Origin of the sequence: Clostridium sp. 1001283B150225_161107_B6 (assembly GCF_015556325.1) — a bacterium.
Taxonomy (GTDB): Bacteria; Bacillota; Clostridia; order Lachnospirales; family Lachnospiraceae; genus Enterocloster.
In genome coordinates this window covers 280865-298150 of sequence record NZ_JADNMD010000001.1, presented here as the reverse complement: position 1 = coordinate 298150, position 17286 = coordinate 280865, and the positions used below count along the sequence as shown (strand labels likewise).

The 17286-nt window shown below is 50.0% G+C and carries 9 protein-coding genes; 7 read left to right on the top strand and 2 right to left on the bottom strand.

What is annotated here, in order from left to right; all coding sequences use genetic code 11:
- Window positions 1–229 precede the first annotated feature (229 nt).
- Window positions 230–5611 (top strand): SpaA isopeptide-forming pilin-related protein, encoded by a 5382-nt coding sequence (locus I2H39_RS01385; protein WP_195625635.1) that lies wholly within the window; start codon window positions 230–232, stop codon window positions 5609–5611.
- Window positions 5612–5781: 170 nt separating this feature from the next.
- Here the strand turns inward: I2H39_RS01385 and I2H39_RS01380 are convergent, their stop codons facing one another.
- Complete coding sequence (locus tag I2H39_RS01380; RefSeq protein WP_138311429.1) at window positions 5782–6651, bottom strand: radical SAM protein; 870 nt, start codon at window positions 6649–6651, stop codon at window positions 5782–5784.
- 214 nt (window positions 6652–6865) lie between these two features.
- Here I2H39_RS01380 and I2H39_RS01375 point away from each other — a divergent pair, with 214 nt between their 5' ends.
- The 5 genes from I2H39_RS01375 (at window position 6866) to I2H39_RS01355 (ending at window position 14166) form a co-directional block, all read left to right on the top strand.
- Entirely contained in the window at window positions 6866–7402 is a 537-nt protein-coding gene (locus I2H39_RS01375; RefSeq protein WP_138311430.1) for a V4R domain-containing protein, read from the top strand.
- A 19-nt stretch (window positions 7403–7421) separates the two neighbouring features.
- On the top strand, window positions 7422–8663 hold the full coding sequence (locus tag I2H39_RS01370) for a GGDEF domain-containing protein (protein WP_138311431.1): 1242 nt from the start codon (window positions 7422–7424) through the stop codon (window positions 8661–8663).
- An 82-nt stretch (window positions 8664–8745) separates the two neighbouring features.
- Window positions 8746–9375, top strand: coding sequence for a CatB-related O-acetyltransferase (locus I2H39_RS01365; RefSeq protein WP_138311432.1), 630 nt, complete (start codon window positions 8746–8748; stop codon window positions 9373–9375).
- Window positions 9376–9526: 151 nt separating this feature from the next.
- Entirely contained in the window at window positions 9527–12046 is a 2520-nt protein-coding gene (locus I2H39_RS01360; RefSeq protein ID WP_195625634.1) for a transporter substrate-binding domain-containing protein, read from the top strand.
- A gap of 14 nt (window positions 12047–12060) precedes the next feature.
- Entirely contained in the window at window positions 12061–14166 is a 2106-nt protein-coding gene (locus I2H39_RS01355; RefSeq protein WP_138311434.1) for a sensor domain-containing phosphodiesterase, read from the top strand.
- A gap of 117 nt (window positions 14167–14283) precedes the next feature.
- Here I2H39_RS01355 and I2H39_RS01350 read toward each other — a convergent pair whose 3' ends face one another.
- Window positions 14284–15981, bottom strand: coding sequence for a GGDEF and EAL domain-containing protein (locus tag I2H39_RS01350; RefSeq protein ID WP_138311435.1), 1698 nt, complete (start codon window positions 15979–15981; stop codon window positions 14284–14286).
- A gap of 267 nt (window positions 15982–16248) precedes the next feature.
- On the opposite strand from I2H39_RS01350, the gene plsX reads away from it, so the two are divergent.
- The gene (gene plsX / locus I2H39_RS01345) at window positions 16249–17256 is read left to right on the top strand and encodes a phosphate acyltransferase PlsX (protein WP_138311436.1); all 1008 of its coding nucleotides are present in this window, start codon (window positions 16249–16251) and stop codon (window positions 17254–17256) included.
- Window positions 17257–17286 lie beyond the last annotated feature (30 nt).

The following is a 17286-nucleotide window of genomic DNA, read 5'->3' as shown; positions in this document are numbered from 1 at the left end:
TGGGCGTCCCTGTTTTAGTGTTTTTGGAACTATATGAATGGGTCTGCGGGAACAGCAGTCTGTCAAAAAGATGGTGTTTATATCATAAGTAACGCAAATCTAACATTCTAACTGCATAAATGTAACGGTCATGTTACGCCTGTTATTTATAATATAATCAGACAGTAACAGAAAAACCGGCCCGGCCTGTCACATAGGCGGAGCCGGTTTTTAAACACAGGAGGAATGTATGAAAAAACCAATAAAGAAGGTGGCTGCATGGCTGCTGGTAACAATTCTTATGCTGCAAAATACCATGCTGACAGCCAAAGGAGCAGACTACGGTACAGACGAAACCGTCAGAACACCGGGAATCTACAGGGACGGCCGATATCTGAAGGACCAGGATACAGTGAGAGAACAGGATGTCCTGGAATGGGTCACTGAAGTAAGCTTTTCCGGGGAATCAGAGGAGATAGAGATACCGGAAGGGCTGCTTTACTTTTCCAAAGCCAGGTCCCTTATCACATTAGCAGGACCGGACGGAACAGTAAGGGCAAAAACCAGCCTGTCAGAGGACCAAAGGATATTGACTGTGGAAAATCCGGATTATGAGAAGAAAGAGAGACAGAAAAAGTCAGATGAAAAATTAATGAATTCTGATATCATAACCCCGCCGGATAATTTATTTCCATCAGACAATATATCACCGACGGAAAGCCAGGAGCCAGGAAACGCAGAAGATGACGGCAGCAGCGAAAGTGCCTCCGGCAACAGCCAGGAAAACCCAGGCAACGAAAACACATCCGGCAACAGCCAGGAAAACCCAGGCAACGAAAACACATCCGGCAACAGCCAGGAAAACCCAGGCAACGAAAACACATCCGGCAACAGCCAGGAAAACCCAGGCAACGAAAGCACATCCGGCAACAGCCAGGAAAAACCCGGCAACGAAAACACATCCGACAACAGCCAGGAAAAACCCGGCAACGAAAACACATCCGACAACAGCCAGGAAAACCCAGGCAACGAAAACACATCCGGCAACAGCCAGGAAAACCCAGGCAATGAAAGCTCATCCGGCGGCATAATGGACAACAATGACAGCCAAACAATCTCCGGATACAGTAACTCTGCATCCATTCACACGCATCCGGCGCTTCAAGCGTCTATAAGCCCCCGCGGCCGGCATCTTCTGACATCAGCAGAGAAGGATGCTCCGCTCGGCACAGATTCACAGGCAGCAAAGATAAAACAGGAAGATGATGAAAACATCCAGAAGACAGAAGAATCAGACACATGGGAATGGGATTATATCCTGACAGTGCCCTGTACCATTGATACGGAACAGGCCGCGGAGGACGGAACCATAAATATAGAAGGATTAAGTATCCGAATCGCAGGAAACGATGCGGACGGAACAGCCCTGAATGAACTAAAATCCCAGCTTTACAAAGAGGATTCAGATGGCGGAGTGGGAGAGAGGATAACGGGAAACTCTGCTGTCAGTCTGAATACCCCGTTATGGCTTAAAATGTCCATCCCATCCCTGAAGGATATGGATGCCGGAACAACATATCTGATAACGCTTCCGGATGCCCTTTCTCCGGTTGACGACGGAAGTATGTCCCTGGAAAAAGTTCTGGACGGAATATCATCCACTACATTCGGAGAAGTTGTCTGGACCTCCGGTTCCACCGTACTGGAAGTGACATTTATTGACTTCGGGCCAATTGCTGTCAGCGGCGGGACCATAACCTATAAGGATTTAAGAGATGTTGAAATCTACTATTCCTGTAAGCTGAACCATGATAATCTGGATACAGACGACAAGGGAATCGTGACAATCAGCCTGCCCGGAGGCACGGAGGTATCCTTCACCATATCCGAACGTGTACCGCAGCCCCCCAAATTAGAAAAAGACGGAACATGGGATGCCGACGGAACAATACACTGGAAAATCACATACACACAGCCGGTTAAAGGTTATATAGAGGATAACCAGGATTCCATTCCGAAAATCATCCGGGACAGGATTCCTTCTGAATTGGAATATGCGGACGGAACAGCCCGGGCAGCGGCTCATTTAAACACAGTATCCGTCCCTCAATATGATAAGGATACCCAAATCCTGACCTGTGACATCAGCAGCCTGCCCCCCGGCGAGACCGTGGAAATCACCTATGATACCATACTGAAAGATAACACTCTGTCCAATATATGGGCAAGGCCAGGCGGAGGCTTAAGCTTTACCAATCAAGCGGAGGCCTTGGATGAAAATGGCGTTTCCGTAAATCCTTCTATACAGGCCGCAAAAACAGTTCAGGTCCCCTCTGACTGGCCGGGACGGAACATGATAGCAAAACACGGCAGAACCATTGAACCCCAAGCAGATGGTGACCAGTGGAAAATCAACTGGACCGTAACCGTCAATACAGTAAGCAGGGATTTTGAACACCTGTATGTGATTGACGAAATGGGTAAGGGACTGGAACTGGACAAAGACAGCATTTTAATAAATGGAATCAACGCAGATGATATCAGTACAATAGACAAAATAATAACCGCTGACCCGGTCAGCGCAAAGACAATGCTGGAAATCAAGCTGATAGAAAACAGTACTCCCAAAACAGCAGAAGCAGTCTATACAATAACTTATACCACGGCCATTGACCAGGATTATTTTGACCAGAACAACCAGAATAGCCAGGCTGGACAGGGACTGACAGCAGAGGACCTGTCCAATAAAGTGAGCCTTGATTATGCCTGGCCGGACGGCAGCGGTCCTGGCAGCGACCGGATGCCTCCTTCTGTTTCCAAAGGTCCCGGCGACCTGAACATTAATAATAACCTGATACTTAAATCAGCCCGTGCTTACGATAAATCGGCCCATACAATCACATGGACCGTGACCGTCAATCCCAATAAAGTAAACATGACAAGCATACATCTGACAGATGAGCTGATTACGCCGCCGGCTCCCGGAGAATACAGGCATGTGTTTGTTCCGGGGGCTTCAACGGAAGAGGTTGAGGCCAACAAAGATGATTGCCTGGATGCTATCTGCGCCGCCATTGAAAAGGGGCTTGAACAGGCAGGAATAACCGGCGCAAATCCGGATTGTTTTAACAGAAACAATGTGTCATTGGACTCTGTGCAGGGCCAGTCCGGTAATCCATCCCCTGTCCTGGCACTGGACCTGCTGGATATCAGATTAGGAGACATCGGAAAAAATAGCTTTGATTTTACTCTTACATCTTATGTGGATGACCCGGATTTCTGGGCTTCCAATAAAAATGAAACATTCCATAACACGGTAACCATGAAACGGGACGGCACAACCGTGGAAAATACTCCCATCCGTCAGGACAGGACAGCGGCTGCCCAGTACGCCTGCACCAGCAATGTACTGAAAAAATCCCACATATCCTATAGCCCGGACACCAGAGAACTGACCTGGAAGCTAACGGTCAATGAAAACCAGGCTCCGCTGGGTGATGTTGCCATTACGGACGACCTGCCTGAAGGTTTAAGCTGTACCGCCGATAATGTAAAAAACGCCATGCTGGACAATACTGCTTTCCCGCAGGGTGAAAATACCGGGCAGGATACAGGCACAGACGCCGGCTCTCAGGCTGGCCAAAAGGCGGGGATAACCGTTGGGCCGGATGACTCAGGCAGTCCCAACAAGAGAATCCTTATACGGCTGAAGGATGTAAAGCAGGCACATACCATCACCATTCCTGTTACGGTTGATATAAATAATACATATTTCCGCAATAGCAGGGAAGTGTCAGTAGAAAACAGAGCAGTCCTTTCAGCTGCAGCCAATCCCGGAAAGACCGTGGAAGCTGTTTCAAAGATGGTACTGGAAAATGAGATTTTAAATAAAAAGGATATATCCCATGCAGGAAATACAGTAAACTACCAGGTATCGGTCAACCCTCTTGGCGTCAGCCTGACAGGAGGATACCCGGATATGGACCTGTACGTCAACGACACTCTGGATGCAGGGCTTTATATTGATTTGGAGTCCGTAAAACTGTATGAAGCCCTTCCGTCCCAAAGGGTTACACCGGACAGCAGCGGCCATTACAGGACCGGACTGACCATGGGCAATGACGTGACGCCGCCATTGGACCAAATATACTACAATGCAAAGGAAAATTCATTCTCTGTTCCGATACCGGATGCAGAGGGAAGCTATATCCTTACCTACAGTGCCTATGTTGTCCGGTCAGGAGTCAAGCTGAACAATGCCGTAAAACTGGTGGGAAGTATAATCCCGGAGGATTCCGGCAACAGCGGGTCCAGTGCTGCATTTACCCAGAAATCCTTTGGCACCGCCGGCTTTTCCCTGCCTTCGGAAAAATTCCTGTCCATCCAAGTCAGGAAGGTTGACGGAGAGCAGCGTATACTGAAGGGAGCTGTGTTCGGCCTTTATTCAGACCGGAGCGAGGATGCCCTTCTGGTGTCCGCACCATGTGACGACAACACGGGTATCTGTACCCTTGCGGTGCCCAGGAGCCAGATTGGAAACCTGGACCGGATTTATTATAAAGAGATAAAAGCACCTGAACATTACGCCCTCAATGACCAGTGGAATGAAATAAAAACAGATGCGATAAAGGATGAGGTGCTTACATTTACCAATCTTCCCAGTGAAGACGGGGCAGCAGGAGCCATTCTGGTAAAAAAAATGGATGCAGATTCGTCCGTTGCCCTGAAAGATGCAGTATTCTGTCTCTATACCGACCCGTCATGCGCCATGCCTGCCGGGGAGGCATCCGTCACCGGTGAGGACGGAACAGCAGTCTTTACCGGTCTTTATCCGGGACGGACCTACTGGCTGAAGGAAGAGGAGGCTCCTGCCGGCTATGTCAAGACGGACCGTGTAACGGAAACCGTTGCGGTAAAAAATCTTCCGGCAGCCGTGGAGATTTACAATGAAAGAGCCAAAGCAGCCCTGACCATTCTTAAGACGGACCGTAAGACCGGCCTGCCTTTAAAAGGTGTAAAGCTGCAGCTGTTTTATGACCCTGCGTGCACAATACCTGCCGGGGATGCGGCGGAGACAGATGAAAATGGAATGCATACCTTTACAGGACTGCAGCCCAGAACCGCCTACTACATAATGGAAATACAGCCGGCTGAAGGTTATCTGCCTGATTTGTCTGTGTATAGCGCTGCCACAGGTGAAAACACAGAGACAGATGCGTCCGGACATGTGGCGATGGAAAGCAGCAGGCCGGAGCCGCCTCCCGCTCCGGAGGATGGGGATAATCCCTCCGATACCCCGGAAAACAATTCACAGGATTCCGGCCGGCCCCATGGTTCCGGTTCTTCCGGTTCCGGTTCATCCGGCCATACGGCGGGACAGGGGGCCGCGCAAACGGATTATGCAGGACCTGGCCCTGGCGCACAAACCCAGGCCGGACCTGCCGTGACGCCGGAACAGGACCAGGCCCCAGGGCATGGTCCTAACAGCGCCATGTCAGATGATACGGACAGCAGCCCTGTCCCCCTGCCCAGGACCGGAGAAAACAACAATACCGTCATGTGGCGGTGTCTGGCTGCTGCATCCCTGATGGGAATGCTGTTTCTGATGGCTGACCCCAAGAGAAGGAATTAGCTTTATGATACTTTACTATGGTCACAAAATAGTATATAATAGCAATAAATATCAGGAAGTTGTTGCTATATGAATCAATCCAGGAGGCGTCAGCAAACGCCTCCTGGATTTTCGATAGCACTTCACAAAACGGTTCAGCATGTACCGGGCAGATTTTACAGGCAGCCATATTAAGCGATTGCAATTACAGGCTCCTGGTTCCGGTACTGTTCAATGGCCTGTTCCAGCCTGGCCAGCATTTTTTCCCTGTCACCGGGCAGGGTTCCCCGCACCCTGAATTCAATGCGGTCGTGGAAACCGTCATATTCCAGCGGTTCTTCGGCAGTCAGCCTCTCCAGAAGCAGCCGTTCCTCCTGCAGGTTTTCCAGTTCCGTGGCAGGAACAAAGGTTTTTGCCTGGGCCTCTTGATACAGAGGGGCGCTGTGAAACAGAAAAAGTGAGAAGTTTATGATGCGCCTGGGCTTGGTGCGGTTGAAGAATTCTGCGGTGGCAGCTGCATTTTCGGCCCCCCTTCCATGGCCTGCAATTCCGGTCATGATATGGGCATCAAAAATGAATCCCGCACTTTGAATCCGGTCAATCTGACGGTATGCCTGGTCCAGATTGTGGTCCTTTCCCATACGGCGCAGGACGTCGTCCAGACCGCTCTCAATGCCCAGGTACAGATGACATACGCCTGCAGCCCGGAGGGCCTGCAGCTCTTCCTGAGATTTGGCTTGTATATTGGTTACTGTGGCGTCCATATTGATGGCGCTGCAATCCGGAAAATACCGGTGAATCAGGTCTGTTATCTTCAGCAGACGGTCTGTGTCCAGCCCAAAGGCATTGCCGTCTCCGAGAAAGACGCGCATTGGATTGCCGCCCAGGTTCCGGACCCGCGCCAGCTCTGCCTCTATCTGCTCCATGGGAAGTTCCCTGTATTTCAGGTGCCGGAACAGAGTGCAGAATTTACACCGGTTGTAGGAGCAGCCAACGGCAACCGGAAGCATATAGGACGAACGTTCCATGGGACCACGGCAGATTTGTCCTTCATAATTCATAGAAATCCCTCCTGAAAATCATAAAAGTATCACTGTTTTTATCTGCTTTTATTTTACCACGCCGGAGGCCGGTTCACAATCCGAAACTTGGAAACCCCTGCCGGAACCCTTCCGGAGGGCCAAACTGGAAACATAAGGATTTTCACGTTGAAGTTTATAGACATTAGGGGTACAATATGCTTATATACATATAAATCATACGGGGTACAGATAAATGACAGCTAATATATTTCTTAAGGAGCAGAAGAAACCAGAACTGGCGGATTACATGAATTTCAGCGCTGACGGACGCGGAAACCTGGGCGGGGATATACCGGTGGCGGTTTACCGTCTGATGGAATACTCCCTGAAGGAGGAACTGGAAGACAGATTTGGGACGGAAGAGCAGAAACAGATTTTCCGCAGTGCAGGATACCGTGCAGGCGTGTTTTTTGTTAAAAACCAGCTGGATTTATCCCAGGAGCTGAACGCATTCATAGCAGCACTTCAGTCCCGGCTTGCGGAATTAAAGATAGGCGTCCTGCGGGTGGAACGGTTTGAGGAAAATAGCGGAAAACTCATACTGACTGTCTCCGAGGATGCAGACTGCTCAGGCCTTCCCCTGCTGGGGGAAGCTGTCTGCAATTACGATGAGGGATTTATATCAGGTATCATGTCCACATACATGAAACGCAAATACTCTGCGGTGGAGATTGACTGCTGGGCGACCGGCGACCGGGTATGCAGATTCTGCGTAGAACCGGAAGAATAAGGAATAATGAGGCACGGAAATGGAACATGATAATTGCGACCAATTATTTGAATACCTGAGAAGCATCTTATATGACCGTCATATCCAGACCCTGGATATAGAAAGCCTGGATGAGCCATACCGTAAATTAGGGCAGGGACTTAAGGTTCTTCAGAAGGCCGTGGAAGAGCTTCTTGCCTTTTCCGCCGATATATCACAGGGAAATCTTTCGGGTCCATGTCCTTCCAGGGATAACTTTCTCTGCGTGAACATGAAAAACCTGCACGCAAATTTAAATCATCTGACCTGGCAGGCAAAACAGGTTGCCGCAGGGGATTATTCCCAGCATGTATCCTATCTGGGCGAGTTTTCCGAAGCATTCAACACCATGACGGCCCAGCTCAAGGAACGGGAAGCGCTTCTGAAAGAGGAGGCTGAAATCGCCAGAAAAAGGGCGGCGGTCATCGAAGAGTACAATGAGCTTCTGGTGGAGATGACCAGGAAAAGGAATGAATGGATACTGGTGGTGGATGCGGACACCCGCGATATCACATATTGTAACAAACGCAAGGATGAGATACGAATTGACCCTGCTTTCTGCGAAATCTGCAACAACCGTTTCTTTTTCCGGAACAGTATTTTAAACTGGCAGGACAGTGAACAGTATAAGATATGGGAAATCGGAGATGAGGACCACGGCTTTTACCGTATTACCACTTTTTCCATCGAATGGGCCGGCCACAACGCCTTTGCCCATATTGTGGTGGACATTACCAATGAAAAGATGACGGAAAACAGACTGGCAAGCAAAGCATATTACGATTCAGGCACGGGAATCCGCAACCGTCTGTTCTTTGAGGAATATATGGAGGCGCACTTAAATAAGAAATCCGACATTACATTATGTTATCTGGACCTGGACGGCTTAAAATTTGTCAATGACCAATTCGGACACAATGAAGGTGACTGCTACATCCGCAGGTTTGTGTCTGTCATTGAAAATTCCTTCCGCAGCTCAGATGTGTTTGCCCGGATTGGCGGGGATGAATTCTGCGTGATACTGCCGAATAACGACAGGGATGCTGTGGAGCGCAGGTTTGCCGAGGTGCTGGAACAATTTGTGGCTGAAAATGACAAAGAATACCCTGTAAGCTTCAGCTACGGGGTGGTACAAATAGATGGAACCAACAGCAATTTGACCATGGACGGCATTATCAGGGAAGCAGACGCCGCCATGTATCAATGCAAAAAGAACAACAAAGAAAAATATCATAAAGCATGAAGGAAAGGAGCGCCATGAAGCTCTGCATTGCATTATCTGGAATGGTTATAGTGGGATTATAAGAATAACAGGAGGATTTCAAGTGACTATTCCAGAGAAAACAGTTTATCCCCGCACAGGAGATAAGGAAACAATTTATTTAAAAAATGTAATCACAGACCCCGCCATAACAGTGGGGGATTACACCATGTATAATGATTTTGTCAATGACCCGGCTTTATTCGAAAAGAACAACGTGCTGTACCATTACCCCATCAACCATGACCGGCTTGTCATAGGAAAATTTTGTTCCATTGCCTGTGGCGCCCGGTTCCTGTTTAACAGTGCAAACCATACCATGGGCTCCCTTTCCACCTATCCATTTCCCCTGTTCTTTGAAGAATGGGGACTGGACCGGACGGATGTTGCCCAAGCATGGGATAATAAGGGCGATATTGTCATTGGCAATGATGTATGGATTGGCTATGAGGCAGTCATCATGGCAGGAGTTACCATTGGGGACGGCGCCGTCATCGGCGCCAGAGCAGTGGTGACAAAGGATGTGCCCCCATATACGATTGTGGGCGGCGTACCTGCCAGGCCTATCCGGCTGCGCTTTTTGCAGCAGACCGTGGATGCCCTCCTGGAGCTGGCATGGTGGGACTGGCCCAAAGAACAGATAGCAGCAAACCTGCGCTGGATACAGTCCGGCAGGATTGATTTGCTGAAATAAAAAAGAGGGGATTTTCCCAGAAGGGAGAATCCCCCCTTCCTGCCTTAACTGTATGGGGAATAATTTACATTGTTATATGTAAGAAGCTGTTATATAATGGATGGAATGTTATGTCCATACATAATAGATGCAAAGGACCGGGAGAATATCCATGAATCGAATGTTTAGAAACTATATGGTGTTTTTGGCTGTGGTGTTTTGTATGATGCTGTCATGCGGCCCTGTATCCTACGGAGCAGAGGAAAAATCTGTGATTCGGGTGGGTTTTCCCACACAGTCAGGCCTAACCATGAAGGATGACAACGGCAATTATACCGGCTACACCTACGATTATCTGAAGGAGATTGCCCAGTACACCGGTTGGACCTATGAGTTCGTGGAAGCGGAAGGCTCCATGGACCAGCAGCTGGTTCAATTGATGGATATGCTGGAAAAGGGAGAACTGGACCTTCTGGGGGCCATGAATAATAACGAGCAGACTTCTGCTGTTTTCGATTTTCCCAGCGAGAACTACGGCAATGCATACAGTGTGATTGCGGTCAGAGGCGATGATGACCGCATTGATGAATATAATCTTTCTGATTTCAAGGGACTGCGCATTGCCCTTTTTAAACGTGCGAATTACCATAATGGAAAATTTTACCAGTATGCAAAGCTCAACGGTATACAGTATGAGCCGGTCTGGTGCCAGGAGGATGGAAAACAGGCGGAACTGGTCCTTTCCGGCCAGGCGGATGTCATGCTGTCGGTTGACGTGTCCCTGCCCCAGGGATTCCGGCCTGTGGCAAAGTTTTCACCGACCCCGTTTTACTTTGCCACCACCAAAGGAAACACCCATATCATCAACGAGCTGAACCGGGCAATCTCCTATATCAGCGAGACGAACCCCACCCTTCAGATGAATCTGTATAATAAATACTTTTCCAGGTCCAGCAGCCAGCTGTTTCTCAATGCCATGGAACGGAAATACATACAGGAGCATCCTGTGCTTAAAGTCCTGGTCCATGATGGGTTTGGTCCCATCCAGTATTACGATGAGGAGGGAAAGATACAGGGAGTGGCCAGGGACCTTTTAAGCAGCATTGCCCAAAAGGCAGGATGGGAGCTGGAGTATGTCTATGCGGATGATTATGACGCATTTGAACAGGCTCTGAACCACGGCGAGGCGGATGTGGTCTTATCCATCCTGTATGATTATGATACGGTCCAGAAAAGAGAGGCACTCCTCAGCAACCCATATCTGGAGACAGAGAGCGTGCTGGTGGCCCACGAAGGGGTTGACATGCTGAACCTTAACGGTAAGGTGCAGGCTGTCTATAAGGGTACGCGCAAATCCGAGGATAAGACGGATAATGTGCGTCTGTACGATTCCCTGGAGGAAAGCCTGGACGCGGTCGAGAAGGGGGAGTGTGACTACACATACAGCAACAGCTACACGGCTTCCTATTATCAGAGCCGTAATCAGTATGAACATGTGGTTGTCTATCCCCAGGCCAGCGGCGACAGCGTGAAATACAGCATCGGTATCCTGAGAAAGGATGACAAGCAGATTCTGGCAATCCTCAATAAGGGAATCCGTTCTATTGAGACAGGGGAACTGGAAAAATATATCTACAACAATGCACAGCGCGCACAGAAGGTGACCTTCAGAACCTTTATCAGGGATAACTCGGTTCCCTTCATGCTGTTTACCCTGCTGGCCGCTTCCGGCCTGCTGACCCTGATTTATACCCACTACAGGAGCCAGATGCGCATGAAAAAGCAGATTGAACTGGAGAATACGCGTTACCGTTACCTGTCAGACATATTGAAGGAGGTAACCTTTACCTATGACTACGGAGGGGATATCCTGACCCTTTCCAGGGAAGGGGTTGAAATCTTCGGTACTGCTGAAAGCATACAGCAGTATTCCCGGTATCAAAGCAGCAGTATAGAGGGAGAGGGACTTCCGTCCCTGTATCATCTTCTGGAGCAGAGACAGGATGTGGATGCGGAAATCCTGATTATGCTGCCGGACAGGGGACCTGAATGGTACCGCGCGGTCATAAAGGTGATTTTTGATGGAAACCAGGCTGATTCAGCCATTGGCCGCCTGCAGAATATCCATGGTGAGAAGCTGGAAAGGGAGCGCCTGGAACACCGGAGCAAGCGGGACGGCCTTACGGGAATCTACAATATTGCAGCAGCAAAAAAAGAGATTACGCAGATGATGGACCAGCACACCCATGCACTGGCGCTGGCTGTTATTGACTTAGACGGTTTTAAGGAAATCAATGACCGCTACGGCCACTATACAGGCGACCAGGTGCTGATTCATACAGCGGAAGCACTGAATGAAACCTTTTGCGATGGGGCGGTTACTGCGCGCCTGGGCGGTGATGAATTCATTGCCTGTATCCCCTATACAGGCAACGGCCCTCTGACGGAACGCTGTAATGCTCTGTTTGAGTCACTGCAGGCCAGGTGCAGGGCAGCAGGCCATCCGGTCATAACTGTCAGCATGGGCATATCCATAAGCCGCAAGGAGGATGACTATACCTCCCTTTATCAGAGGGCGGACGCCGTGCTCTATGAAATAAAAAAGAGCGGCAAGAACAGTTACCGGATTGAAGCGGAAGCGCACAGGGATTCATATCCAGGCATGGAACAGGAACATCACACGGTACAGTAAAGAGGGAGAGAATCATGGAGCAGGATAGGAATTTATATGAAAAACCGCTTTTAGATGAGCTGGAAGAAATCATCTATGTCAGCGATATCCGTGACTACAGCCTGCTTTATCTTAACCGGGCAGGCAGGGAACTGACGGGTCTTAAGCAGGAAGACGTGATAAACAGCAAATGTCATAGTGTACTTCAGGGAAGGGATACACCCTGCCCCTTCTGTACCAATGCCAAGCTGAATAAGGACTGCTTTTATGTGTGGGAATATGAGAATCCCCATTTAAACAAAAACTTCATTGTAAAGGATAAGCTGGTGGAGTGGCAGGGAAGGTCTGCCCGCATGGAAATCGCGGTGGATGTGGGTGACCGTATGAAGGAGCGCTATAACCGTACATCCAAGTACCACCTGGAGACCGTTATGCTGGAAACGCTGCGTGTCCTGAACACCGCGGACTGCCTGGATGAGGCCATCAACCGGACCCTGGAAATCATCGCTGGTTTTTACGACGGTGAGCGGGCCTATATCATAGAAATCGACCGGGTACAGGGATATGCCCGCAATACCTATGAATGGTGCAGGGCCGGAATTCCATCCCAGAAAGCAGCCCTGCAGCGGGTGCCCCTGGATGATATTCCCTATTTGTTTGAGACCTTTAACAGGAAACAGCATCTGATTATCTCCAGGACCGGTGAGCTTAGGGATTCCTATCCCAGCGAGTACCGGTATCTGACCGCCAGAAATACCAGCAGCCTTTTTGCAGTGCCCTTTGAAGACGAGTCTACCTTCAGCGGATATATTGGAATCGACAATCCCAACATCAACCAGGATACTATCCGGCTGCTGGATTCCATTGCCTACAATATTGCGAATGAGATAAAAAAGAGGCGGCTCTATGAACGGCTGGAGTATGAGGCTACCCATGACGACCTCAGCGGCCTGTTAAACAGAGACAGCTTCGTGCATTTCCGGGATGATTTGGTGAGAAGCGGCACCACGGTTTCCTGCGGCATTGTGGCCGGGGATATCAATGATTTAAAGCAGTTAAACCGGGATTACGGCCAAAGAAAAGGGGATCTGACCATCACAGAAGTGTCGTCCATCATGGCTTCCTACTTTGCCGGCGGCAGCATATTCCGGCTCAGCGGGGATGAGTTTATCATTGTCAGCCTGGAATCAGGATACGAGGAATTCATGGAACAGGTCAGGAAAATGGAATGGGCGCTGGATAACCGCACCCCCAACGGCGTCTCCCTGGGATGTACATGGGAGGAGCATCTGACTGACTTTGACCGGCTGATGCGTCACGCGGAAGAGCTGATGCTGGTAAACAAACAGCTTTATTATAAGGACAGCAGCCAGGAGCGCAAACACTATTCGCCGGAGGACCTGAACCGTCTGCTCCAGGGCATGGAAGACGGCTGTTACCACCTTTACCTCCAGCCAAAGTATAATCCCCTGACCGGAAAGGTATGCTCCGCCGAGGCCCTGGTACGGTATCGGTCTGCCGGAGCGGAGTCCAGGCAGCCGTTGAATTTTGTGCCCCTGTTGGAGAAATCAAAGCTGATACGGTATCTGGATTTTTATATGCTGGAACAGGTATTTAAGCTTCTCACCGACTGGAAGAAGAGGGGCAGGGAGCTTATTCCTGTGTCGGTCAACTTCTCCCGAATCACGCTGCTTGAACGGGACCTGTTCCAGGTGCTTACGGATATGCAGAAAAAATACGATATACCGCCCCGGCTGGTGATGATTGAGATTACGGAAAGCATAGGGGACATTGAACGCAAGGTCATTGAATCCATTGGTTCCAAGCTCAGGGAAGCCGGATTCCGGATTTCCCTGGATGATTTCGGAGCCAACTATGCAAATATGTCCATTCTTTCCATTATGCAGTTTGACGAGGTGAAGCTGGATAAATCCCTGATGGATGACCTGGTGGTGAACCGGACCAACCAGACCGTGGTAAAGTGCATCATTGAGATGTGCCACAGCCTGCAGGTGGAATGTGTGGCAGAGGGAGTGGAGAACCAGGAACAGCTGGAGCTTCTGACCTCCTTTGGATGCACGGCCATCCAGGGTTACTATTACAGCAGACCTCTGGATATAGAAGAATTTGAACGGATTTAAAGGTTAAGGCAGATATAAACCAAGAATAAAATATAGGACGGACTGCAAAAAGGCCCTTTTCCCGCAGTAAAATGCCGGAAGTGGGCCTTTGATTCTGTATATTTAACCTGTGTACGGTTAACCCTTATCCATATGCTTCATATGCCGCTCCTCAAATTCCTCAGGGCTCACAGGCTTTGAGAAATAAAATCCCTGTACGGAATCAGCCTGCAGGCTGAGCACGGTTTCCAGTTCCCCTTTTTCTTCCACCCCTTCCGCGCATACGGATATACCCACGCTGTGGCAGAGATTAATCACAGACCCGATGAAGGAACGGTTGAAGGTATGGGACTGGTCGCAGATTCCCCGTATGAATTCCCGGTCAATCTTCACAATGTCGGCCGGTGTGCAGGACAGGCAGCTCAGGGAAGAGTAGCCGGTGCCGAAATCATCCATGGCCAGCCGGATGTTAAGGCTGCGCAGGCGTTTAAAGGTATCGTTTAAACGGTCCTGGTCCGTGACAAACCGGCTCTCCGTCAGCTCCAGCACAATATGGCAGGGGTCCAGGCCGTACCGTTCAATGATTTCCCTGACAGACCGGACAAAGTCCTCATCCAGCATCTGCAGGTAGGAGCAGTTGACATTCATCACAAAGTCAGGCGCGCAGGCAAGCCACCGGCAGCACTGGCGGACAGACTGTTCCAGCACCCACTTTCCCACCGGGATGATGAGGCCGCTGGATTCCAGTAAGGGGATAAACTCAAAGGGAGAGACAGGCCCCATGTCCTCGCAGGACCAGCGCAGCAGCGCCTCGGCCTCCGCAACTTTCGTGTCGCTTGAGCGCACAATGGGCTGGTAGACCACGGAGAATCCCTCCATACGGTTCATGACGCTGCTTCTCAGACGGTCCATGATTTCCAGGGAGCGGAGCCTGGTATGGGTCAGCTCCTCGTCGTAGAGGGTGCACTTATTCTTGCCCTTGTGCTTGGAAGCCTCCAGGGCGCCGGAGGCACAGGTCAAAAGCTCCGTATAGCTGGAGCCATCCTGCCGGAACACCGCGATTCCGCCGGATACCGTACAGTAGTACTGGATTCCGTCCACCTCATGACGGCAGTCACTGTAGCTGTTTATAACCTCGTAGAGCAGTTCTATCTCACCGTAGGACATGTTCCTGCACACGATGACAAACTGGTCCCCGTCATGGCGGTATATGCTGGTGTAATCCGGCAGCAGCCTCTGGACGTTCTGGGCAAACTGGCGCAGGACGGAATCGCCGTATATGTGGCCCTTCAGATTGTTGATTCCTGAGAAATCATCCAGGCCCAAGAGCAGGATTCCGCCATCCTGTCCTTCGCACAGGCATTCCTCCACCACGCGTTCACACTCCTGCTGCATGAACAGGCCAGTGACATAGTCCACCTTTCCCCTGTGGCTTAAGTTTGTCACAATGCCTGCGAACATTACGGGACTGCCATTCCTGTCCCTCTGGAGGATACCGCGGCATATAACCCACACGTACTCGTTCTTCCGGTTGCGGACCTGATACTCCACATCATGCACATCCGTAAGGCCGTTCAGCATCTGTTCTATGGACTCTTCATAGCGTGCCTTGTCACGTTCGTGAATCAGGCCGCCCCAGAGAGGCACCAGTCCGGTCACGATTCTGCCCGGAAGTTCAAAATCCCTGACCATGTTTTCCGATACCAGGGATGTGTCCGTCTTCATATTGATGATATAGACATAATCATCTGTGCTCTTTACAATGGCATCGTAGAATAGGGCTGCATCCAGTTCAAATCCGAATTGTCCCAGAATATCTGTTCTATCATTTGTCATATCGTTCACCTGCAAAATGGAGTGGGAGGGGCATTGCTGCAAAGATGCCCCCATAAGGTCTATTGCACCTATTTTACCATGTTATGGGCAGATTGTCTAACGACTTTGTAAAGTTGTGCGGGTATGTATATTTCTGCCGTATGTGCGTCCCGGGCGGACATATCCGGGGGCTTGCAATTCCCCTGAAACCAGTGAAAAAACATATTGATTTATAGAATGATATCTAGTATATTATAAGTTGTATGCAGGACCGAAAGGAGAGTCATTATGATTAAAGTAGCGGTAGACGCCATGGGCGGGGATTATGCGCCAGGCGAGATGGTAGCCGGAGCAGTGGAGGCTGTGAACGCAAAACCTGGTATCCGGGTACTTCTTGTGGGACAGAAGCAGGCAGTTGTTTCCGAACTGTCAAAGCACACCTATGACAAGGACCAGATTCAGGTGGTGAACGCCACGGAAGTCATTGCCACCGAGGAGCCGCCGGTTAACGCTATCCGTAAGAAGAAGGACTCTTCCATTGTGGTAGGCATGAACCTTGTAAAACAGGGGGAAGCCGATGCCTTTGTGTCCGCCGGAAGCTCCGGTGCAATTCTGGTAGGCGGACAGGTGATAGTGGGCCGCATTAAGGGTGTGGAACGTCCGCCCCTTGCACCGCTCATCCCTACGGAGAAGGGCGTATCACTTTTAATTGACTGTGGTGCCAATGTGGATGCCAGAGCGTCCCACCTGGTGCAGTTTGCCCAGATGGGTTCCGTCTATATGGAGCACGTGATGGGTATTAAGAACCCGCGGGTGGCCATTGTCAATATCGGTGCGGAGGAAGAAAAAGGCAATGCGCTGGTGAAGGAAACATTTCCGCTGTTAAAGGAATGTAAAGGAATCAACTTCATCGGAAGCATTGAAGCCAGGGAAATTCCCCATGGCGGAGCGGATGTCATTGTCTGTGAGGCATTTGTGGGCAATGTAATCCTGAAGCTGTATGAGGGGGTTGGGGCCACTTTAATCAGTATGGTGAAGGGCGGTATGATGTCCACCATGCGCAGCAAGATTGGCGCCCTTTTGGTGAAGCCGGCCCTCAAGGAGACGCTAAAGTCCTTTGACGGCAGCCAGTACGGCGGAGCACCCCTTTTGGGTCTGAAAGGCCTTGTGGTCAAGACCCACGGCAATTCAAAGCGCACGGAGGTGCGCAATTCCATTATTCAATGTGTGACGTTTAAGGAACAGGATATCAATGGAAAAATCCGTCAGTGCCTGGACGTTCAGAACGAAGAATAAGTCCGAAGGACGAAGTAAAAAACATGATTT

Coding starts and splice junctions, on each gene's coding strand:
- I2H39_RS01375 (WP_138311430.1), top strand. CDS start 6,866: ATGACAGCTAATATATTTCTTAAGGAGCAGAAGAAACCAGAACTGGCG.
- I2H39_RS01355 (WP_138311434.1), top strand. CDS start 12,061: ATGGAGCAGGATAGGAATTTATATGAAAAACCGCTTTTAGATGAGCTG.
- I2H39_RS01380 (WP_138311429.1), bottom strand. CDS start 6,651: ATGAATTATGAAGGACAAATCTGCCGTGGTCCCATGGAACGTTCGTCC.
- I2H39_RS01350 (WP_138311435.1), bottom strand. CDS start 15,981: ATGACAAATGATAGAACAGATATTCTGGGACAATTCGGATTTGAACTG.
- plsX (WP_138311436.1), top strand. CDS start 16,249: ATGATTAAAGTAGCGGTAGACGCCATGGGCGGGGATTATGCGCCAGGC.
- I2H39_RS01370 (WP_138311431.1), top strand. CDS start 7,422: ATGGAACATGATAATTGCGACCAATTATTTGAATACCTGAGAAGCATC.
- I2H39_RS01385 (WP_195625635.1), top strand. CDS start 230: ATGAAAAAACCAATAAAGAAGGTGGCTGCATGGCTGCTGGTAACAATT.
- I2H39_RS01360 (WP_195625634.1), top strand. CDS start 9,527: ATGAATCGAATGTTTAGAAACTATATGGTGTTTTTGGCTGTGGTGTTT.